General features: G+C 61.4%; 22 protein-coding genes. 9 read left to right on the forward strand and 13 right to left on the reverse strand.

The genetic code is table 11. From position 1 onward, the window contains the following. Positions 1-114: 114 nt before the first annotated feature. A complete protein-coding gene (locus X741_RS146990) occupies positions 115-354 on the reverse strand; it encodes a hypothetical protein (RefSeq protein WP_023766246.1) in 240 nt (79 codons plus the stop codon). A 186-nt stretch (positions 355-540) separates the two neighbouring features. Between X741_RS146990 and X741_RS146985 the strand changes: the two genes are divergently transcribed. Beyond that, positions 541-1,260 carry a Crp/Fnr family transcriptional regulator gene (locus X741_RS146985; RefSeq protein WP_023779008.1) on the forward strand — a complete coding sequence of 240 codons (720 nt, stop codon included), beginning with the start codon at positions 541-543 and terminating at the stop codon, positions 1,258-1,260. Positions 1,261-1,361: 101 nt separating this feature from the next. Here the strand turns inward: X741_RS146985 and X741_RS01000000166980 are convergent, their stop codons facing one another. Then, positions 1,362-1,580, reverse strand: coding sequence for a hypothetical protein (locus X741_RS01000000166980; RefSeq protein WP_032928045.1), 219 nt, complete (start codon positions 1,578-1,580; stop codon positions 1,362-1,364). Between the two features lie 172 nt (positions 1,581-1,752). Here X741_RS01000000166980 and X741_RS146980 point away from each other — a divergent pair, with 172 nt between their 5' ends. Then, a complete protein-coding gene (locus tag X741_RS146980) occupies positions 1,753-2,427 on the forward strand; it encodes a DUF1236 domain-containing protein (RefSeq protein WP_023779010.1) in 675 nt (224 codons plus the stop codon). A gap of 163 nt (positions 2,428-2,590) precedes the next feature. On the opposite strand, the gene X741_RS146975 is transcribed toward X741_RS146980, so the two are convergent. The 4 genes from X741_RS146975 to X741_RS146960 form a co-directional block, all read right to left on the reverse strand. Next, a complete protein-coding gene (locus X741_RS146975; RefSeq protein WP_023779011.1) occupies positions 2,591-3,208 on the reverse strand; it encodes an NAD(P)H-dependent oxidoreductase in 618 nt (205 codons plus the stop codon). Positions 3,209-3,267: 59 nt separating this feature from the next. Continuing rightward, entirely contained in the window at positions 3,268-4,617 is a 1,350-nt protein-coding gene (locus X741_RS146970) for a sorbosone dehydrogenase family protein (RefSeq protein WP_031250238.1), read from the reverse strand. Beyond that, positions 4,614-5,060, reverse strand: coding sequence for a DUF2231 domain-containing protein (locus X741_RS146965; protein ID WP_023779013.1), 447 nt, complete (start codon positions 5,058-5,060; stop codon positions 4,614-4,616). The genes X741_RS146970 and X741_RS146965 overlap by 4 nt, the downstream gene beginning before the upstream one ends. A 131-nt stretch (positions 5,061-5,191) precedes the next feature. Further along, on the reverse strand, positions 5,192-5,803 hold the full coding sequence (locus X741_RS146960; protein WP_051410490.1) for an alpha-ketoglutarate-dependent dioxygenase AlkB: 612 nt from the start codon (positions 5,801-5,803) through the stop codon (positions 5,192-5,194). A gap of 289 nt (positions 5,804-6,092) precedes the next feature. Here X741_RS146960 and X741_RS146955 point away from each other — a divergent pair, with 289 nt between their 5' ends. After that, entirely contained in the window at positions 6,093-6,695 is a 603-nt protein-coding gene (locus tag X741_RS146955) for a hypothetical protein (RefSeq protein WP_023779015.1), read from the forward strand. 151 nt (positions 6,696-6,846) lie between these two features. On the opposite strand, the gene X741_RS146950 is transcribed toward X741_RS146955, so the two are convergent. The 6 genes from X741_RS146950 to X741_RS146925 form a co-directional block, all read right to left on the reverse strand. Next, entirely contained in the window at positions 6,847-8,088 is a 1,242-nt protein-coding gene (locus X741_RS146950) for an NAD(P)/FAD-dependent oxidoreductase (protein ID WP_023779016.1), read from the reverse strand. Positions 8,089-8,092: 4 nt separating this feature from the next. Next, positions 8,093-8,809 (reverse strand): methyltransferase domain-containing protein, encoded by a 717-nt coding sequence (locus X741_RS146945; protein WP_023779017.1) that lies wholly within the window; start codon positions 8,807-8,809, stop codon positions 8,093-8,095. Further along, entirely contained in the window at positions 8,806-9,873 is a 1,068-nt protein-coding gene (locus X741_RS146940; RefSeq protein WP_023779018.1) for a type III polyketide synthase, read from the reverse strand. Before X741_RS146940 ends, X741_RS146945 begins: the two co-directional genes overlap by 4 nt. 228 nt (positions 9,874-10,101) lie before the next feature. After that, positions 10,102-11,106, reverse strand: coding sequence for a L,D-transpeptidase (locus tag X741_RS146935; protein ID WP_023779019.1), 1,005 nt, complete (start codon positions 11,104-11,106; stop codon positions 10,102-10,104). A gap of 163 nt (positions 11,107-11,269) precedes the next feature. Further along, on the reverse strand, positions 11,270-12,448 hold the full coding sequence (locus X741_RS146930; RefSeq protein ID WP_031250239.1) for an acetate/propionate family kinase: 1,179 nt from the start codon (positions 12,446-12,448) through the stop codon (positions 11,270-11,272). Then, the gene (locus X741_RS146925; protein WP_023779021.1) at positions 12,445-14,766 is read right to left on the reverse strand and encodes a phosphoketolase family protein; all 2,322 of its coding nucleotides are present in this window, start codon (positions 14,764-14,766) and stop codon (positions 12,445-12,447) included. Before X741_RS146925 ends, X741_RS146930 begins: the two co-directional genes overlap by 4 nt. A 302-nt stretch (positions 14,767-15,068) precedes the next feature. Between X741_RS146925 and X741_RS146920 the strand changes: the two genes are divergently transcribed. The 4 genes from X741_RS146920 to X741_RS1000000170460 all read left to right on the forward strand — a co-directional run bounded on the left by X741_RS146920 (position 15,069) and on the right by X741_RS1000000170460 (position 18,119). Next, a complete protein-coding gene (locus X741_RS146920) occupies positions 15,069-17,060 on the forward strand; it encodes a protein-L-isoaspartate(D-aspartate) O-methyltransferase (RefSeq protein WP_023779022.1) in 1,992 nt (663 codons plus the stop codon). A 91-nt stretch (positions 17,061-17,151) separates the two neighbouring features. Further along, positions 17,152-17,358 (forward strand): hypothetical protein, encoded by a 207-nt coding sequence (locus X741_RS146915; RefSeq protein ID WP_013894139.1) that lies wholly within the window; start codon positions 17,152-17,154, stop codon positions 17,356-17,358. A gap of 42 nt (positions 17,359-17,400) precedes the next feature. Further along, positions 17,401-17,871 (forward strand): YbhB/YbcL family Raf kinase inhibitor-like protein, encoded by a 471-nt coding sequence (locus X741_RS146910; protein WP_023779023.1) that lies wholly within the window; start codon positions 17,401-17,403, stop codon positions 17,869-17,871. 86 nt (positions 17,872-17,957) lie between these two features. After that, complete coding sequence (locus X741_RS1000000170460) at positions 17,958-18,119, forward strand: hypothetical protein (protein WP_023779024.1); 162 nt, start codon at positions 17,958-17,960, stop codon at positions 18,117-18,119. Between the two features lie 62 nt (positions 18,120-18,181). On the opposite strand, the gene X741_RS146905 is transcribed toward X741_RS1000000170460, so the two are convergent. Beyond that, positions 18,182-18,610 carry a hypothetical protein gene (locus tag X741_RS146905; RefSeq protein WP_023779025.1) on the reverse strand — a complete coding sequence of 143 codons (429 nt, stop codon included), beginning with the start codon at positions 18,608-18,610 and terminating at the stop codon, positions 18,182-18,184. A gap of 226 nt (positions 18,611-18,836) precedes the next feature. On the opposite strand from X741_RS146905, the gene X741_RS146900 reads away from it, so the two are divergent. Further along, positions 18,837-21,107: a propanediol/glycerol family dehydratase large subunit gene (locus X741_RS146900; protein WP_023779027.1), complete on the forward strand. Its 2,271-nt coding sequence runs from the start codon at positions 18,837-18,839 to the stop codon at positions 21,105-21,107. Next, the gene (locus X741_RS146895; RefSeq protein WP_023779028.1) at positions 21,104-21,523 is read left to right on the forward strand and encodes a diol dehydratase small subunit; all 420 of its coding nucleotides are present in this window, start codon (positions 21,104-21,106) and stop codon (positions 21,521-21,523) included. The genes X741_RS146900 and X741_RS146895 overlap by 4 nt, the downstream gene beginning before the upstream one ends. Positions 21,524-21,530 lie beyond the last annotated feature (7 nt).

Genomic DNA, 21,530 nt, shown 5'->3' on the forward strand with positions numbered 1-21,530 from the left:
GCAAGGCGTATGTGGATATGGGATGAACCCGGTTGGTTATTTCGTACCAAGTTTTTCGATAACAGCCCGCCACAAGATTCGATGCTGCCGCGAGCCCATGCATTGATGACGCTGTCAGGCGGTCCAGGCGGCGTTGAGGGTAAGAGACGCCTCGAGTACCTGCGTCCCACCCTTGTCGCGCATCTTAAGGGTTATCTTGACGAGATCGCGATCCGGCATTTCATCGCGAGCAATGTCATGCAAGATGCGAATTGCTTCCGCTCTTGCCTGCTCTGGGGATTCAAACAGCTGCCCGTTCTCGTCCGAGACCAGGCCATCGCCATTATAGAGATCGAAATAGTAGCGTTTCATCATGTCACGCTGAAAGCCTCAGCGTTCTAAATCCGTCGACGTGCGAATGGTTCCCCGTGCGCACTGGCGTTTGCGCGAAAACTGGCGCAGCCTGTCAAATGATAGCGTTCGTCATCTTCCGAAGGCCTAGGGTTCGGCTTCCCGACACACAGGCGATCGGCTTCCCACTTCGATCGCCCCGAGGCCGCCATGCTGGAACCACTTTATCTGCAACTTAGTCAGCATGACGATCTATCCAACGAAGAGAAGGCTCTGCTCGCCGAGACGGTCGCTTTTGGACGAGATTTTGAAAAGGGCCAGGATCTCGTCTCGACAGGATCGCGGCCAGCCTACAGCACCATGCTGCTCGACGGCCTGGCGGCACGCTACAAAGTGCTCGAGGATGGTGGCCGGCAGTTCACTTCCTTGCAAGTGCCTGGCGACTTCGTCGACCTCCATGCCTTCCTGCTCCGGAAGATGGACCACGGCATCGTCGCACTTTCGCCTTGCCGTGTCATGTTCGCGGACCACAGCAAATTGAAGGCAATCACCGAGCAGGCTCCGCACCTGGCTCGGTTGCTGTGGCTCGACACACTGGTCGATGGCGCTATTCACCGCGAATGGATCGTGGCAATGGGCAGGCGCTCAAAGACTTCGCATCTCGCCCATCTCATATGCGAACTCTTCGTTCGCCTGCAGGTGGTCAAGCGTACCAGCGGCATGAGCTTCAACCTGCCCCTTTCGCAAGCGGAGATGGCCGATGTGCTGGGGCTTTCGGTTGTGCATATGAACCGGGTGATCGGATCCCTGAAAAAGACCAAGGTCATCAGCTGGGTGAACCACACAGTCACCATTCTGGATTGGGATCAGCTTGCAGAGCTTGCCGAGTTCGATCCTACGTATCTGAGCATGAACAACGAACCCAGGTGAGCGCTTCAAGTCGCAGTGCTGCGCATGCTATCCACTGACTGGCAACGTGCGGGACGTATCGTCATGTCCTTCCAAGCTCACGCATATGTGGAACCGGCCTGCTAAAGGCGTACGATGGTCGCAAGTTTCAACCGCCTGCGCTGGCCCTCTGCATAGGCAAGGGCAGTGGCTTCGAGCTCGAACTGACGGCTGTCCTGTTTGTCGTCTCCGACCACACGGACGAACCATTCGCCACACGCTTCGACGACCTCAATTCGCGGCTCGACGTCGGTCCCGCTGCATTCGAACTCCTCGTCGTTTTCGCGTTGGAGATGAGCCATCTCCTTCCTCCTGATTTGGCGAAAACATCAGCGTCCCATCGCACCAAGGCCCGGTCATTTAAATTTGATGGTGCCGATGACTTTTGGCAATCCCTCGGTTTTATCCCGGAACCAACCCTTTTTTGTGAAGTTTTATCCGGTGAAGGGACGATTTTTTCAGGGAGATTTTCCTATGAAACATGTTCTCATCACCAGCATGCTGGCGATCGGGCTTGGCTGTGGAACGGCAATGGCTCAACAACAGTCGGAAAGCCAGCAGGGAGCAGATACAAACTGCGCTGCCGGGGCGGCTAACTGCAAGACCGGAACGAAGACAGATGAGCAGGCCCAGGGCAAGGCGAAGATGAAGACCGATGAGCAGGCCCAGGGCAAGGCCGGCGCCACCACGGACCAGCAGGCCCAGGGCAAGACCAAGATGAAGACCGATGAGCAGGCTCAGGGCAAGGCCGGCGCCACCACGGACCAGCAGGCCCAGGGCAAGGCCAAGGTCCAGACCGATGAGCAGGCCCAGGGCAACGCCGGCACTACCACGGACCAGCAGGCCCAGGGCAAGACCTCTACGCAGGATAAGACTTCAACCGCTTCGATCAACAATGTGACGGTCGAACAGAAAACCCAGATCACCCAGGTGATCAAAGAAACGAAGGTCGAGCCCGTAGCCAATGTCGACTTCGACGTTTCGGTGGGCATCGAGGTGCCGCGTCACAAGGTCAGGCTGCATCGCTTGCCGGCTCGCATCGTCAAGATTGTCCCGGCTTATGAGTCATATGAGTATTTCGTACTCGCCGACGGCCGGATCGTGATCGTCGACCCGGATACGTACAAGATCGTGCTCATTCTGACCTAGCAGGATACCCCGCAGCCCGTCTTGCCCGCGGCACGACGGGCTGCGTTATTGCCATCCGGCGATTACGGGCAATTACCGATGAAAGGCGAACCGGCGTGGCCTTCGGCTGGAGCATTCAGGCGCTTGGGACACCGAGTGCGAAAACCCCACCGCAAACCGACCTTCACCGCAAGACGCCAGGATAGGCTTCGCCTTTCAACAAGCTGGCGAGATGGGCAGCGTTGGAAGCAGCCATTTCGATCGCGGCGGCAACCTTTTCCGGCGTTTCGGGCAGGTCGACATAGTTGACATCGCCCATGGCCTCGCCGACCCAGTAGATTCCGCTATTGGCGGGAATGGTGAAGCCGACATCGTTCAAGGCTTGAAAGCATGCGGCATGGCAGTGATGCGCCCCATCCTCATTGCCGACAATGGCCACCAGAGCTACCTTTCCGGCTGCCGGCATGCGCCCCCGATCATCGGTTTCGTCCAAGAACGCGTCCATGCGCTCCACCACGCGCTTGGCAACGCTCGAGGGCTGACCGAGCCAGATCGGCAACCCAATCACGAAAATATCGGCTGCCAGAATCTTCTGTCTGAGTTTTGGCCAGTCGTCGCCCTTGCCCATGTCTGAAAGCACGCCCGGCTTGATGTCGTGATCGAGCGAACGCACGATCTCGCCCTTGACCCCATGCGGCACCAACGCCGCCAGAAGATCGGCAAGCAGGCGGTCGGTGGAGGATTTCTCCTTGTCGGCGGAGGCCTTGAGAGAGCAATTGAGGGCGAAGGCTGTCAGTTGCATTTGAACGTCCTTGACTGCTGCGAGAGCTACCCAATCACTCGGCATTGTTGCGGAAATATCTATGGGGATGCGGACGTCACGCGCCAGACCGTGTTTCCGACATCGTCCGCTATCAACAACGCACCCGCCTTGTCGACGGCAACTCCGACCGGCCGCCCATGCGCCTTGTTGTCGTTCTCGAGAAAACCGGTGACGACGTCTTGCGGCTTGCCTTCCGGATGACCGTCCTTGAACGCTACGAAGACGACTTTGTAGCCATTGAAGTGCTTGCGGTTCCAGCTGCCATGCTCGCCGACAAAGGCGCCGTTGCGATAGGAGTCCGGCAGGTTGGTTCCGGTGTAGAACACCAGACCCAAAGGTGCGACGTGGGAACTCAGGGCATAGTCCGGAGGGATGGCTTTCGCCACCAGGTCCGGCCGCCGCGGCATCACGCGCGGATCGACATGCTGGCCATAATAGCTGTACGGCCAGCCATAGAAGGCACCATCCTTGACCGATGTCATGTAATCGGGAACCAGATTGGGGCCGAGCTCGTCGCGTTCGTTGATGACTGCCCACAGCGCCCCGCTCCGCGGCTCCCAGCTCAGCCCGTTGGGATTGCGCAGCCCGCTCGCGAAAATGCGATAGCGCCCGGTGGCCCGGTCGACCTCCCAGATCGCGGCCCGGTCCTTCTCGGCCTGGATGCCGTTCTCGGTGATGTTGCTGTTGGAGCCGATGCCGACATAAAGCAGCGACCCGTCAGGACTGGCGACGAGCGACTTGGTCCAGTGGTGATCGATCGGCCCCCCGGGCAACGGTGTTAGTATGGTGCCGGGCGCGGTGATCTTGGTATCGCCGGTGGTGTAGGGGTAGCGCACGATGGCATCGGTGTTGGCGACGTAGAGATCGTTGCCGACCAGGGCCACGCCGAAGGGCGAATTGAGATGATCGAGGAATATGTCCTGGACATCGGGCATGCCATCGCCGTTCGTGTCGCGCAGCAAGGTGATCCGGTTGCTTCCCTCAGTTCCTCCGCCCGAGGTCGCCATGGACTCGATCCAGCCCATGACCAGGTCTTTCGGACGCTTGATCGCAGCACCGGGCGGCGCCACGGACTCGACCACGAGAATGTCGCCGTTCGGCAAAGTGTAGAGCGAGCGCGGGTGCTTCAGTCCTTTCGCGAAGGCCTTGATTTGCAGGCCCTTGGCGACTGTCGGCGTCTCATCCTGTTTCCATCCGACGACCGAAGCGACGTGCATCGGCGGAACAAGATACTGAGTCAGTTCTGGCAGTGTCGGGTTCGCTCCGACCTGATCGCCTGGGTCCGGCTCATCATTGCTGCACGCCGGCAGTGTGAGGAGCGAACCGCACAGCAGACCGAGACCAGCCGCGCGCTGGATATATCGGCTGGAAAACATCATGGCGCTCATTCGACCACCTCCACGCGATTGCGGCCGAAACTCCATTCCAGCAGACAGAGGAGGAGCAGGACGATCACCGCCGCGACTGACAGGGTGAGCCCTGTCGGCACGACCGAGGTCCAGGCATCACGGCTGTGCACCAGTGCATTGAAGAACGATATGACGAGCACGACGAGATTGCCGAGAAGCGAGGGCCACGCAGACCTTGCCGCACCGGAAAGCCGACCGATGAACAAATCGACAAGCGCCAGCAGAACCGCGAGCACGCCCACGACCAGGCCGGCGAAGAGTAGCCAGGCGGAAAAATCGGCCCACATCACTTCCGCGCTTTGCCAATAGGTTACGTCGGTCAGCAACGTGCCGATGAAACACGCATTGGCCACCGCCACCGGTGTCTTGTGAAGCGGACGCCGGGAGACCACCAACTTGGATTGCGCACGGGCCACGGACATTCTCCACCTGTGAAAGTTGGACCTGTCTTCCAAACCAACTTGTGGTTGGGAGGTTCCCGGAACAGTTTGCGCTCAAGAACTCGTGATGGCATCTCAAGGCGATCTCAAAGCTCAGCAGGAGCGCATGCGATTCAAGAATTTTGAGACCGCAAAGTCCGCAAGGTGATCGAGTATCGATGCAGGTCAACCGGCGGAATGCTGTGCTCCCATTCCGTGCGCGAGGGTCCGGTCATCAGATAGGCCGACCTTGGCTCGACGACGATGGTCCGGCGATCCCATTTGGTGCCGTTCTTTCGCCGGAGCCGGAAGCTGCAGGGCGCCAGCAGCGAGACACCCGCCACGTCCTCGAAATGAGGCTTGTCACGGTGCCAGCCGATGCCGGCGCCAGGCCGATACTCGTTGATCAGCACCTGTGCGAAGGCTTCGGCCGGCCGTCGCGCAAGGGCTGCAACCTTTTCGCGCAGAGGCAACAGAAAGTCAGGTATTGCTGGCGCCTGCACGACCTCGCGCCGATCATAGTCGTAACGCAAGCCAAAACCGACGACCCGCCGGTTGGCCAAATGGCCATGGAAATCGAACGCCTGGAAAGGCAAAGCGCCCAGTTGCCTGGCGAGTTCGGTTTCTTCCCGTGGTGTGATCAATCCGGGCTGGTAGCGAAAACCTTCCGGCAGATCGTCGACAGCACCAAAGAGATCCTGCTGAAGCGAGGATGGGCCGGGTGTTTTCGATTTGAACATCGACATCATGGCTAGATGGTGAAGGCCAGCCCGCCTGGCAATATCGCAACGAAACCACCAATCCCACGGATCGCCCTGCGGAGGACCGTGGGACTCTCGTTTCAGTGCCAGGAGGCGATCGCCGATCGTGATCTCCTCGCGACGAGTCCGGAACCTGCCCGGCACCGCACCGTTGAAGTCTCGTCGAAGCGGGCAAAACACCGTCGTTCTTTACCGCTCGGCATGGTCGGGGTTTCCCCTGATCTAACCAATTGAACAGTGGCGCGAGCGCTCCGCCCAGCCACCGGGGACTGAGATGCTGACCGATCCGACTGTCCTTATTTTGATGTACTTCATCCTGCCGCTCTGGCTCCTGGCCGGGTTCGCAGATTGGCTATGTCATCGCGCCTCGCATATCGAGACGACGACTGGCGCCAAGGAATCTCTTATTCATCTCCTGATGTTCGTTGAGGTCGGCATTCCGCTATTGGCGGCCATGTTCCTCGATATCAACGCCTTGATCATCGCCGGCATGCTTGTGGCATTCCTCGTCCACGAAGCCACGGCCATGTGGGATGTGCGCTACGCCACGACGGCACGAACCGTGACGCCGGTCGAGCAGCACGTTCACAGCTTTCTGGAGATGATCCCGCTGATGGGCATCATCATCGTGATCTCCCTGCACTGGGGTCAATTCCTCGCACTCTTCGGCTTGGGATCAGAGCCGGCACGATTCAATCTTGTCTGGAAATCGGAACCTCTGCCCGTCACCTACATCGTGACGATGCTTGTCATCATTCTGCTGTTCGAATTCCTGCCTTACATCGAGGAATTCGTCCGGGGACTTCGCGCCAATGCCGGAAAACTCGTCCCTGAGAAGGCGCGGAAGGGAGAACCGGGACAGACTGCTCGTCGCTGACGGGCCGACGCCATCATGCGGAGACCGCATAACGCGGTTCTATATCCCGGCCCATTCAGACATGCGCACACCGGAAGATCTTGAGGATCTGCCGAATGCACTTGCCGGTGGCGGTTTGCATCTGTTCCAGATCGCCATCAGATAGCGCCGGTCATGCAAGACCGGGAATCGGCCTCGTCTTGCCGCTCATATACGCGCCAAGTGTCAGTGTTTGCGGGAAATTCCGGACAGCCGCAGCCATCAATGCGGGACCGCCGGGGCCGAGCGCTATTCGGGCGATAGCCGCGGCAGCGTGGACGCGCGTCGAAAACAATCCTCGCCAGGCCGCTTGATAGCGCCTGCCGGCAGCTTCGCGCCCTGCCCGGCCGCTTGGCGCGCCAGCAAGTTCCCTGGCTAGCAGCCAACCAGACTGAAGCGCCATCGAGATGCCTTCGGCGATGATCGGATGAGACTCCCCGGCAGCATTGCCGACGCGGAAGATATCCTTTTCATAACAGGCCCGGATACCGGGACGAATGGGGCCGGCTGCAAGCCATCGCCCATCGAGGCGGGCTCCATCCAGAGCATCGCTGACGCCCCGGCAAGAAGCCATGAGATGATGGAAGACCAAGTCAGCGGCCGACACAGGGCTTGCGACGCCATCATGTCCGGAGCCATGTTTCCCGCGCAGTCGCGCGAGCATCTCGCGCCTTACGCAGCACGAGATCGACAGCCGGCCATGATCGGCCAAGACCATGCCGCCATAGCCGCCGGGAAACGCCAGCAGAGGCATCAGATCGGGCGCGAGCGTCGAGCCGGTGAAGTGCGCCTTGAAGCCGAGCAGGTCCGACGGATGACTGGTCTTTTCGAGCTGGCTTGGCAGCGGTCCCGGTTCCCAGGAACCATGCGCCGCGACAATCACCGGCGCCCGCAAGATCCTCGTCTCGTCGCCCGAATTCTCGCCCCTCGCCTGAATGCGCACCCTTTGCGTGTCCCCATCCCGATCCATGGCGACGGCCCGGCAAGGCTGGAAGATTTCGACGCCCGCCGATCGCACCGCCTGCAACAGCAGCGCGTCGAGAACGTCACGGCCCAGCGCGCGGCCGAAACCTTCTTTTGCAGGACCATATTTTGCGTCCGGCATCGGCGCCTCGACGCAGGTCTCGCCGGAAAAGAAGCCTACGCGGCGGATTTCGGGGCCAGCATCAGCGCGCCAGGCATCGCCGATCTCCAATCGATCGAGAAGCACGAGATTGCTCGCCGAAATGTATTCGCCACAGACCTTGCGGCGCGGGAACGCGCTCTTTTCCACGATCGCCACGGACCACCCATGTCGGGCCAGTGTGAGTGCGGCGGAAGTGCCCGCCGGGCCGGCGCCGATGACGATCGCATCATGGGTCGATAGGTTGCTCACGGGTTCAACTCAAAACCGGCATTGTCGCTGACCCGACGAAGACATGGGAAAAAAGACCGGCGCGCCGTTCCTCGAGCGGCTTGCGACCGGCCGCGAGCCAGAGAGCGGACAGTTCGCTGCCGCGAAAGCCGGCACGCACGCTCTGGGCCGCATCATGTCGGGTCACGTCATTGACGCCGATCGCCGGCAGAAGGCGAGCCGCTGCCAGCGCCGGCATCGATCTCAGCGGTTCCGTCACAAACAGCAGCGGCGCCTTCGGCGCCAGCAGGGAAAACAGACGCACCAGACCGGCATCGTCGAAGTGATGCAGGAACAGATTGACGGTGATCGCGTCGAACCGCTTGCCCCCGGCACCTTCCGCCCAGTCGAACACGTCGGCGGTGATGCCTTCGATGGTCCACCCCAGCCTGCCGAAATCGGCGGAGAGCTCAGCGGTGAGGAGACCGGCGCGATCGAGCATTGTCAATTCCACCTCGGGCCAATGCCTGGCCATGTGCCGCGCCACCGCCAGCATGAAGGTACCGTCGCCCGCACCTATCTCCAGAATGCGCCGTGGCGGCTTCGGCACGAATTTCCGCAGCAATGACGCCATGATCCGCGCCTGGAACATCAGCGCGTTGATGCAGCGGAGATCGCGGCGCGAGGCGAGCGCACGCGGATCGTCGGCCGCCAATCCGTCCAGGATTTCCGGGACAAGGCGACGTTGGTGCAGTTCGCTCATGATACTGTTCGAAAGAGCATGGTTTCAGCCGTCAGGCCGGGTCCGAACGACATGCCGCAACCGAGCAGGCCCGGCGCCGCCTTCAGCATCTCTTGCAGCGCGAACATAACGGTGGCCGACGACATGTTTCCGTATCGGCGCAACACCTCACGCGACGGCTTGAGCGCGGCCGGCGTGAGGTTCAGCGCCCTTTCAACAGCGTCGAGGATAGAGCGCCCGCCGGGGTGAACGGCCCACAGATCGATCGCTTCGGTCGGCCGACCGCCGAGGAAGGCGTCCTGGTTGCTCAACAACGCGTCGTGGATCGCCGCAGGAACCTGGCCAGAAAGAACCATGTCGAAGCCACGATCGCGAATGTCCCATCTCATCAGGTCCCGTCGCTCGTCCGCGACAACGCAGTGGAAACTGTCGAGCTTGATGCCGGGCGGTTCGGCGGTGACGAGCGCGGCCGCGCAGCCGTCGCCCCAAAGACAGAAGGACAGCAGCTTTTCCAGTTCGGTGGTTTCATTGAGATGCAAGGTGCAGAGCTCGATATTGACCAGCAAGACTCTCGATTGCGGGTCGGAGCGAACGATGTGGCGGGCCAGCTTGAGGCCATTTATCGCAGCGTAGCAGCCCATGAAGCCGATCATCGTGCGCTCGACCCTGTCCGACAGGCCGCAGCTCAGAACCAGGTCCAGGTCGATACCTGGCGCGGAAAACCCGGTGCAGGTGGTGACGATCAGATGGGTGATGCGCGACGCTTCGTCGCCAAGCTGCAATCCGTCGACGCCTTTTTTTGCCAGTACAGGAGCGGCTTCACAAAACATCGCCATTCTCGCGGCCGTTCCGGGGAATGCGCCGCGGACAAAGGTTCCGGCACGGTCGACATACGCTCCTTCGGGGTCGATGGCAGGCGCAAAGCAGGAATAGCGGCTTTCGATGCCGGCAAGGCCGGCCATGCGTTCAAAGATCCTCCTGCGATTGGCAGCAAGCATCGAAGCCGCAAACCGCAGATAGAATTGATGAACTTCATGCTCCGGGATCGCTGTCGCGATCCGGTTGATATAGGCGTTGGCAGACATTTCCGGTCTCCTTGGGCGTCGTGCGCGGTATCGCCGCTGCCGAAGGGTCTTTTGCTCTACGGCACCAATGTCGGGGCGCCGGCTTTGAGCGTTGCCTGTCCCACAAACGTTTCCCAAAACGAGTTTCGTCCCGCCGTGCCAGATTCACCCGGGCCATTCGAGGGGCAGCCTCCAACGACAGGAAGTTTTGGCGGCCGCCATCACGGACACCGCTTTCGGCCTGATGTGCTACTGCGGCGGCTCGTTGCCGACGTCCGCCATCTCGTCCTTGAAGTTGACCGTGGTGCCTTCTTGCACCACGGAGGCGAGGTCTTCGGCATCCCAGTTGGTCAGCCGGATACAGCCGTGCGAGAAGGTCGTGCCGATCTTGCCGGGTTCGGGCGTGCCATGAATGCCATAGCTTTCGATGGAGAGGTCGATCCAGACCGATCCCACCGGATTGTTCGGCCCGGCTGCGATAGTGAAGGGCCGTTTGGTCTTGATGCCCTTGAAAGCGAACTTCGGATCGTAGTGATAGGTGGGGTTGTGTACCACGCGCTTGACCTCTGCCGTACCGCTCGGCGCCGGCTTCTCGTCGCTACCGATCGAGGCGGGGTAGACGGCGAGCCATTTGCCGGATGCATCGAGCACGCGCACCACGCGAGCGCCCTTGTCGACCTCGACGCCGGCAATGGCGGCTGGAGGATCGCCTCGGCCAACATCGGGCACCATCAACATCGTGCCTGCCTTCCGGAAGGTGGCGCCTGGATTGAGCATTTTCAGCAATTTTTCGCTGACATGGAAGCGCTCAGCCAGCCTCTCAATCGCGTTGCGATAGCCGAGCCGCCTTAGACGGGCCATCTTCTCCATGCGAGCCGGAATACGCTTGGTGAAAGGTCCGCGCACATCCTTGGGCGCCAGTTCGTAGGCAATCAAGGCCGGATGGGCGGAGGCTGCTACCAGCTTGTCCCAGGTCTCGCGTGTGAGCTTGCCGTCGGCCTGGAGACCGTTCGCAGTCTGATAGGCACCGACCGCCTTGGCGAAGTTCTCCGACAAGCGGCCATCGATCAGGCCCGGCGAGAAACGGGCGCGATCCAAAAGGATCTGCGCCCTTAGAACGGTAGGATCGACGCCTTTCGGCTCGCCGGCGGCGAATTGGGCCTGGTTGACGGCGTTCGGGTCCAGCTTGGCTGCGTCCGTCGCACCGCATGCAAGGGCGAGCGCCGCGGCGACGACAAGAAGGAGCCTGATCATCGATGTCACTTTCCTTGGCTGCAACCAACCTGCTTCTATGACGCGGTACGGCCCAACTGGTTCCCCTGGCTGTCAGATGCACCGTCGGCGTTAGGCGCAATATTAGCGTCGACAGGAGTTGGCGGCCTTCTCCTGCTCGGGCCGGAACTGGATCGCATTTCCTTCAGGCTTGCATCGCCACGCGGCTATGACGCGCAATGATTTTTTCTTCGTCGGTCGCAACCACACGGATTTCCACCTTGCTGTCTGGACAACTGATGATCTCGGCGTGGGCGTCATTGGCATGTTGGTCAAGCGCCACGCCAAGCCACGTCAATTTCCCGCATATCGCCTTGCGGATGGACGATGACCTTTCACCGATGCCGGCGGTGAACACCAGGCATTCGAGCCCACCCATCGTGTTTGCGAGCGCTGCGGCCTCCCTCGCGGCGCGGAAGGCGAAAAGCTCCATCGCCTCATGGGCGCGAGGGTCATCGCTCGCTTCCAGCGTCCGCATGTCGCCCGAAATACCGGATACACCGAGCAGTCCGGATCGCTCGTAGAGCATCGTCTGCAATTCGTCCGCCGCGATGCCTCTTTCCAACAAGAGATACAACAGCGCGCCGGGATCGATGGCGCCGCAGCGCGTACCCATGACAAGGCCGTCGAGGGCGGAAAACCCCATCGTGGTATCGACGCTTTTGCCCCCGCGCAGGGCGCAAAGGCTCGCCCCGTTGCCGAGATGGGCGACGATGGTGCGTTTCGCCACGAGAGATGGCGATATCTCGCCGAGGCGCCCGGCGATATATTCGTAGGAAAGGCCGTGAAAACCGTAGCGGCGCAGGCCCTCTCCTTCATATTCGCGGGGAAGCGCAAAGCTCCGCACGAGCGGCTCGATCGTCCGATGGAAGGCAGTGTCGAAACACCCGACCTGTGGCAGGTCCGGTTGCAAGGCGGCTATGGCGCGGACCGGCGCGAGGCTGCGGGGCTGGTGCAGCGGAGCGAGCGGCGTCAGCCTATCGATGGCCTCGATGATGGCTGGGGTCAACCGGACGGGTTCGATGAACTCGCTCCCGCCATGCACGATGCGATGGCCGGCGCAGATAAGTTTTCTTGCACCAAGTTCGCCCCGCACCCAATTCAGCATCTCGCCTATGGCTGTGTCACGCGGCTTGTCGGCGGCGAGTTGCCGGTCGCACAGAGCAGTTCCGTCGGCCGCTGTCGCGCGCAGTGTGGGTACGTCGCCCAGATCCAGCGTGCCGCGCGAAACGAGTTGTAGATCTTGCGACGAGACAAGATCGTAAAGCGCGAACTTGATACTGGACGAGCCGGCATTCAATGCCAGGATCGATTGGCGCATCATTGAGGGACCTTTGCCGCGTTCGCGGGCCAGCTCCATTTCTGGATTTCGGGCATGTCTTCGCCATGCTCGCGGACATAGGCCTTGTGCTTCACCAGCCGGTCGTGGAGCTCGCCGACAAGGCCTTCGGTCCTTTCGGCCAGCCCCGGCACGCGCTCGATGGCGGCAAGCGCGAGGTGGTAGCGATCGAGTTCGTTGAGCACCACCATGTCGAACGGCGTCGTCGTGGTGCCCTCCTCGCGGAAGCCGTGCACATGCATGTTGTCATGGTTGGCGCGGCGATAGGTCAGGCGATGAATGAGGTAGGGATAGCCGTGATAGGCGAAAATGACCGGCTGTGTTTTCGTGAACAACGCGTCGAACGCCTGGTCGGCGAGACCGTGCGGATGCTCGGTGTTCGACTGCAACGTCATCAGGTCGACGACGTTGACGACGCGGATTTTCAGGTCGGGGATCGCGGAGCGCAGAATGTCCGTCGCGGCCAGCGTTTCCAGCGTCGGCACGTCTCCGGCGCAGGCCATGACCACGTCCGGCTCCTCGCCCTTCACCGCGGTGCCAGCCCATTCCCAGATGCCCGCGCCCGCCTTGCAATGGGCCTCGGCTTCCTCGACGGACAGCCACTGCGGCGCCGGCTGCTTGCCGGCGGTGATGACGTTGATGCGGTTATAGGTCCTCAGGCAATGGTCGGTAATCCACAGCAGGGTGTTGGCATCCGGTGGGAAGTAGAGCCTGACCGTATCGGCCTTCTTGTTGGCGACCAGGTCGGCAAAACCCGGATCCTGATGACTGAAGCCATTGTGGTCCTGTCGCCAGACATGAGAGGTCAAGAGATAGTTGAGCGAGGCGATCGGCTTGCGCCAGGCGAGTTCGCCGGAGGTCTTCAGCCATTTGGCATGCTGGTTGACCATGGAATCGACGATATGGATGAAGGCCTCGTAGCACGAGAACAGGCCGTGACGGCCGGTGAGCAGATAACCTTCGAGCCAGCCCTGGCAGAGATGCTCGCTCAGCACTTCCATGACGCGGCCGTCGCGGGAAAGATGGACGTCGTAGGGCTCGATGCCCTCCATCCAGACCCGATCCGTGACTTCGAACACATCGTCGAGGCGATTGGACGATGTCTCATCCGGTCCCATCAGCCGGAAGTTTTGCGCTTTGGCGTTAAGGCGGAACACATCGCGAAGGTAGCTTCCACAAATCCGCGTCGCTTCGGCAACGACCCCTCCCGGCCGGGGCACTTCCAGCGCCAGGCTTTTCCAGTCCGGAAGCACAAGGTCGCGCTTCAACAGCCCGCCATTCGCGTATGGGCTCGCGCCCATGCGCTTTGATCCAGTCGGAGCCAGCGCAGCGAGTTCCGGCAGAAGGTGTCCGTTTTTGTCGAACAGTTTCTCCGGCTCATAGCTTCGCATCCAGGTTTCGAGTATCTTGCGGTGTTCCTCATTTCCCCGCGCGTTCGACACCGGCACTTGATGCGCACGCCAGAAGCCTTCGACCTTCTCGCCATCGACCTCCTTTGGTCCGGTCCAGCCCTTGGGGCTGCGCAGCACGATCATCGGCCACAGCGGACGCCCGCCACGCCATCCCGGAGACCGGGCCTGTTCCTGAACGGACCGGATGCGATCGAGCACCGTGTCGAGCGTCCCGGCCATGGATTGGTGCATGGCATGCGGCTCGTGGCCTTCGACGAAGAATGGTTCGTAGCCATAGCCGGCGAAAAGGTTTCGCAACTCCTGGTCGTTCATGCGGCCAAGGATTGTTGGATTGGCGATCTTNCCGGTCTCGGCTTCGCCGTCGCCAACGACGCAGGCAACCACCAGATCCGGGTTGTCGAAGGCCGCACCAAAGGCATGGACCAACGCATATCCGAGTTCGCCGCCCTCATGGATGGAGCCGGGCGTTTCGGGCGCGGCGTGGCTTGGCACGCCGCCGGGGAAGGAAAACTGCCGGAACAGTTTCCTCAGGCCGTCTTCGCCCTGCCCGATATCAGGATAGATTTCGCTGTAGGTGCCCTCGAGCCAGGTGTTGGCGACCATCGCGGGACCGCCATGGCCCGGACCGCAGATGAACAGGACATCGAGTTCGCGTTCGCGGATAACGCGGTTCAGATGCACGTAGAGAAAATTCAGGCCCGGCGTCGTGCCCCAATGGCCAAGCAGCCGCGGCTTGACGTGCTCGGCCTTCAAGGGTTCGCGCAACAGCGGATTGTCGAGCAGGTAGATCTGGCCGACCGAGATGTAGTTCGCGGCACGCCAGTAGCGGTCCATGAGATCGATCCGTTCGAGGCCGATCGTCCGCGGCGTTGCACCAGCCTTGTCGTTCATTGCCCAACCTCCGGTACCGGTTCTCCAGCAGCGCTTCGCTGCAGGTAACTGGAGCGGCTGCGCGCCCGAGCAAGCTCTGATCCGCCATCAGGGCCGGCTTCGAACCGCGCACTGCCTAGCAAGAAAGAGCCGTTCGCGATTCACAATGAGCTGGGGGCCTGTGCGGGGAATTGTGGGAACCTTGAAGTCCTCCAGCGGTTAGACAGCCGAGCTCAAGGCGATCGCTAAGGTGCCGCGAAGGATATCCTCCAGGCGTCGCGGACAAGCGATCACCAAAGGGCGGCCACCAAACGGAGCTGGAAATGCTCGATCTCTCCCGTGCCCGCGATCGAATGGTCAAAGTACATGTCGGCCGGCGTGGCATCCGCAATCGCGAGATTCTGCAGGCCATGCGCGAAGTTCCGCGCGAGGCTTTCGTCGATCCTGGCTTCGAAGAGTTCGCTTATGAAGACGGACCGCTGCCGATCGCGGACGGACAGACGATATCCCAACCTTACATCGTTGCACTCATGATCGAGATGGCGGATGTCAAAGCCGGTGATCACGTGCTCGAAGTTGGTACCGGTTCGGGCTATGCGGCCGCCGTGATGAGCCGGATCGTCGAACATGTCTATACGATCGAGCGTCATCCCGGTTTGGCCAAGTCGGCAAAACAACGTTTTGAAAAGCTGGGCTATCGCAACATCGAGGTCCGCACAGGCGACGGAACCAAGGGCTGGCCGGAGGCCGCACCATTTGATGCCATCGTGGTGGCGGCCAGCGGACCGGGCGCGCCGCTGGCTCTGCAGGAACAACTCGATGTCGGAGGTGTCCTTGTCGTTCCAGTCGGCGACGATCCGGATTTGCAGCGTCTGCTAAAGGTCACACGCACGGGCGCTTCGACTTACAGCGAAGAGGACTACGGCGGTGTGCGGTTCGTCCCGCTCATCGGCGAACAAGGTTGGCCGGAGGGCGACAAGCTGGCCGAGGCCGATCGGCCGCTTCGACATCCGCCTCCCGTCAGCCTGCCCGATATGATCGCGAGGGCGGCTGAACCGCTTCCGGATTTCGACGACCCGACCTTTGGCGAATTGTTCGATCGGTTTGCCGACCGGCGCGTCGTCCTGCTTGGCGAGGCAAGCCATGGCACGTCCGAATTCTACAAGGCCCGCGCGGCAATCACCCGCAGGCTCGTCGAACGGCACGGTTTCAGCATTGTCGCGGTCGAGGCGGATTGGCCCGATGCCGCCGAGATCGACCGCTACGTTCGCCGTCGTCAGCCGCAAGCCGGCGCCATTGCGCCATTTCAGCGGTTTCCGACATGGATGTGGCGAAACACCGATTTTGCGGCTTTCGTCGAGTGGATGCGCCACCACAACGAGAAGCTTGAGCCATCAGGGCAAGCGGGGTTCTACGGCCTCGACATCTACAATATGAGCGGGTCCATCGCCGCGGTTCTCGACTATCTCGACCGGGTCGACCCGCAGGCGGCGAAGGTCGCGCGCGAGCGCTATGGCTGCCTGACACCTTGGCAGAACGAGCCATCCACCTACGGCCGCGCTGTGCTCACCGCCGGCTATCAAAAATGCGAGAAAGCGGTGCTTGAGCAATGCCGGGACCTGCTCGCCAGACAACTCGAATATGCAAGGCAGGACGGTGTGGAATTCCTCGACGCCAGCCAGAATGCCCGGCTGATTGCCGCCGCCGAGCGGTACTACCGGATCATGTACTATGGCGGCGCTGAATCCTGGAACCTGCGCGACACCCATATGTTCGACACGCTGGGACATTTGCTGGATGCTGGCGGCCCGAACTCCAAGGCCATCGTGTGGGCGCACAATTCGCACATCGGCGATGCCCGCTACACCGAGATGGGTGTCATCAGGGACGAACTGAATATCGGCCAGCTTTGCCGGCAGCGTTTCGGCGATGAGGCCGCGCTGATCGGCCTTGGCACCCATTCCGGCACCGTGGCTGCCGCCAGCGACTGGGATGGGGAGATGGAAGTGAAGCAGGTTCGCGCCTCCCACCCCGACAGCTACGAACGGCTTTGCCACGATAGCCGCGTGCCGCGTTTCCTGCTCGACTTGAGGCGCGACGAAGCGCTGCGCGAGCGCCTGCTGGAACGCAGGCTGGAGCGCTTCATTGGTGTGATCTACCGGCCGGAAACCGAGTTGCGCAGCCACTATGCCGACGTCTCCTTGCCCCGGCAATTCGACGCGTTCGTGTGGTTCGACAAAACCGCGGCGGTGACGCCGCTTGGCCCGGAACACGCAGGAACCGGTGTTCCCGACACTTATCCGTTCGGGCTTTAGCCGAGGCGGACAGCGAGCCCATGAAAGAGGCCGGAACAATTCATCCGGCTTGCGATTTTGAAACCGAAAACCTCTTCGAAGGAGTTTTCTGATGACCGGAACCAAGCATCCAAAGTGGAAGAAACCGAGCGATGCCGACTTGGCGAACAACCCTGGTATCGGCACCTCGAAGGGAACGATCAAGGAAGGCGAAGAGTTCGAGCTTGAAGGCGAGAACACGGTTGAAGGCGACGTCGAAAACGACACCAACGCCGCCGGCGGGATCAATCCGAGACAGAAGATGCGGACCAACAAATAGCGTGCCGATGCACGCGATCAACTGTCGCCGTAGGAGTGAAGCATGCCCCTCACACTCAGCAGTACCGCCTTTGCCGAAGGCCGACAGATTCCCGAAAAATACACCCGAGACGGCAAGAACGTGTCTCCGCCGCTGAAGTGGGCTGGTGTGCCGGCCGAGACGAAGAGCCTCGTTCTCGTCGTCCAGGATCCTGATGCCCCAAGCGGCATGTTCGGCCATTGGGCAGTGTTCAATATCTCCCCCGCCACCCGCGAACTTCCCGAGGCGGAAAGCGGCAAGCCGGGTCCGCAGGCCCTCAGGCAAGCCACGAATGATTTCGGAAACGCCTATTATGACGGCCCTCAACCACCCGTCGGGCATGGCGTCCATCACTACCATTTCCGGCTGGCTGCGCTCGACACGCCGAGCCTTGCCATCCCGGCGAGCGCGGGCGTCGAACGGATCTGGCAGGAGGCGCAAAAACACGCGCTTCAGCAAGCCGAACTTGTCGGAACATACGAACGCGGCCGGTAGTTCGAGTGCCGTCAAACGCGTCACCCATGTCGTCATGAGCGGAACGGTTCTTCTCCTTGCCGATTGTCTGGGAAAGGAGATGTGCCATGTTTGAAAGTGTCATGTGGTTGCTTGTCGTCGCCGGTGGGCCATTGTTGCTGGTCATATTGATGGCCTATGTTGTTGCGAGGCGTCGCCGTCCTGGCCCCGCCGAACGCAGGGAAAGCGACCGGGCGACCGACCGGCTGTATCACGAGGACAAGGGTTGATCCCCGCGTCGGGTAACGAAGACCTTATATCGGCTCAACCAGACGACGATCCCCGCCTCCGGTCAGCGCATTATCGTTTGCTTCAACCACGTAAAGAACCTGCCGCTAATCGCTGAGCGGACCCGGCTGGCGGCCCAGCGCGCTTTCATGGTTGAGCCGACGTGGCAATCGCAGACGATGTCGTGCAGCTGCCAGTCGTTCAGCTCGAAAAAGCGCTTTGCCTCGCCATACGTATCGTCTTTCAAACCCGATGCGCGCAGCACCGGATCTTCGAAGGCAACCGAAATTGCCGATCCCTCGCCCCGCATCGCTGCACGTGCTCCAGGGTGAAGATGTTCGGTGCCTGCAAACGCACCAAGGCATCGCTCGGGATTACGCTCCAGCAGTTCAGCCCAGCGCTCTATGCGCTGATTTCGTGTCATTGCGGAATATGCAGCCGAGGATTCAATCTTGGCGACGGCATGCAGTTGGTCGAGTGTCTGATGTTTCATGGCCGGCTCCTTTCAGGAGTGAAAAACCCACCCCCTCAGGAGAATTATCGCGCTGTGATGCCTCGACAAGAGCGGGAGATCGAAGCGGTCGAGATCGAAATGGCCAGAAAGCGTTCAATGGCGCGGGTCGATGGCATCGGCCAGGGGATCCAGGGCTGTTCGATCCGGGCCATTGTGCGACGAGCGGGCATTCAATAGTCTTTCCGCTGGGTCGAGGAACGCACGCATGACGCCGAAACTGAACCGTTGGAAGCGCTTCGCCGACTGGGACGAGCGGCCGTTGCGACTGGACAAGTTCGCGGCGGAAGACCCCGCCAATGGCTTCTCCGCCTTCTCCAGCCCGGCCGATCCCAAACCCGGCATCGGCATCCAGGGCGGGCGCGTCGTGTCCCTTGATGGCGTGCTCGAGCACGATTACGACATGATCGACCGCTTCATAGCCCGCCATCACATCGACCCGGAGGTGGCGCCTGAAGCGATGGCGCTGGACTCGGCGACCGTCGCACGCTGGCTGGTCGACATGAATGTGCCGCGCGAAACACTGGTGCGGCTAGCGCATGGCATGACACCCGCCAAACTCGCCGAGGTCGTGTCGCAGCTCAACGCGTTGGAGATCGCCTTCGCCTATTCGAAGATGCGGGCACGCAAGACGCCGGGTAACCAGGCGCATGTGACCAACGCCAAGGACGACCCGCTGCAGCTCGCCGCCGATGCCGCAACCGCCGTCGCCTTCGGTTTCGACGAGATAGAGACCACGATGCGCGTGTCGCGCAACGCCTGGTCCAACGCGGTGGCGTGTGCGGTGGGCGGCGCCGTCGGCCGCTGGGGAACGCTGTTCCAATGCTCCAGCGAGGAGGCGGAGGAGCTGCGCATCGCCATGGCCGGCTTCACGTCCTATGCCGAAACCGTTTCCGTCTACGGTACCGAAAAATCGTTCACCGATGGCGACGACACGCCGTGGTCCAAGGCATTTCTCGCCGCCGCCTATGCATCGCGCGGCGTGAAGATGCGCTGCACGTCGGGTGCCGGCTCCGAATTGCTGATGGGCTTCCATGAGGCAAAATCGCTGCTCTACCTGGAGGCACGCTGTCTCTGCCTGCAGCGCGGCATGGGGGTGCAGGGTACGCAAAATGGCGGCATCGACGGGGCGCCTTTGACCGCCACCATACCTGGTGGCGTCCGCGAGCTGATGGCAGAGAACCTCATCGCCGTCTGGCTCGACCTCGAATGCGCATCCGGCAATGACGCGCGCTCCACCGAATCGGAGATTCGCGTCGGCGCAAAGATCCTTCCCTACCTGATTGCCGGCTCGGACCTGATCTGCTCGGGGATGGGATCGATCCTGAAATACGACAATTCATTCAACCCGTCGCTGATCAACGGCGAGGAGTTGGAAGACTATCTGGTGCTGCAGCGCGATTTCGAGGCCGATGGCGGATTGACGCCACTGCCCGAGTCACGCGCGATCGAGTTGCGCGAGCGGGCGGTGGAGGCGATCGCCGCAGTGTTCGAGGAACTCGGTCTGTCGACGCCGACCGAGGACATGAAGACCAGTGTGGTCTACGCCTCCGGCTCCGACGATACGCGCAGCCTGATGCCGCGCGACGTGAGCATCATCAGCGAGGCCATCAAGGAGCGTGGCATCACCGTGATCGATGTGATCAAGGTGCTGGCCAACCGGGGTTTCCGCGAAGAGGCCGAGAACCTGCTGAACGTGGTGAAGCTGCGCCTTTCAGGCGACTATCTCCAGACCTCGGCCATGATCCGCAACGGGCGCATCGTCAGCGCGGTCAACGATCCGAACGACTATCTCGGTCCGGGCTCCGGCTATCGCGTGTCTGAAGAACGGCGGCTCCAGCTCAACGACATTCGCGATGTGCTGGACCAGAAGGAAGTGTTGCGTTCGGAGGCGCTGCACGAGAAAGACGAGGCGAGACATATCCGCTATCGCAACGTTGGGCCCGCGGCCAATGGATCGGCGAAGGACGACGTGGTCATCGGCATCAGCCCGGCCTTCGGGCTGAAGCTTTACCGGACGACGGCCGGGCATCGGCTTTCCGAGGTCCTTGGCGCCATGCTGGATGCAATTCGCGGGCGCGGGCTCAAGGCGCGCGTCGTTCGCTTTCGCCACACTGCCGATACCTCCTTCCTCGGCCTGTCCGCCGCTAGGCTTGCCGGCAGCGGCATCGGCATCGGCATCCAGGCCAAGGGCACGGCTGTCATCCATCAGCGCGACCGCCAGCCGCATAACAACCTCGAACTGTTTTCCAATGCGCCGATCACCAGGCTCGAACATTATCGCGCGTTGGGTGCCAATGCGGCCGCCTATGCGCTGGGCGAAATGCCGGAGCCCATCGTGGTGCCGCAGCGGGGCGAGGCCATGGGTTCGCGCTACCACGCCCGCGTCGCCCTCATCTATGCCATCGAAACCGGGCTGACCGAGGCTGGTGCGGCTCCCGAAGAGGTCGATGTCGTACTGACGGGAGCGAAATCATGACCCATACCCGCGCCGACTATCCACTTGCCGAAACACAGCCCGGAGAGGTGACCGGCAAGCACGGCAAGGCGCTTTCACAGATAACGCTGGATGCGGTGCTTGCCGGCGAGGTCACGATGGAAGACCTTCGCATCACGCCGCAAGCGCTGCAGGCTCAAGCCGATGTGGCGCGCGACGTCGGACGGCCGACACTGGCCCTCAACTTCGAGCGAGGGGCGGAACTCGTCGAGGTGCCGCAGGATTTCATCATGCAGGTGTACGAACTGCTGCGTCCCGGCCGTGCCAAGTCCAAGGAAGAATTGCTCGAGGCGGCCGCCACGATGCGCGATACCTACCAGGCCGAACGCATCGCCCGTTTCATCGAAGAAGCCGCCGAGACCTATGCGGCGCGCGGCCTTTTCACATTCCGCTTCTGAAAGGATC

Source organism: Mesorhizobium sp. LNHC221B00 (genome assembly GCF_000502935.1).
Lineage (GTDB): Bacteria > Pseudomonadota > Alphaproteobacteria > Rhizobiales > Rhizobiaceae > Mesorhizobium > Mesorhizobium opportunistum.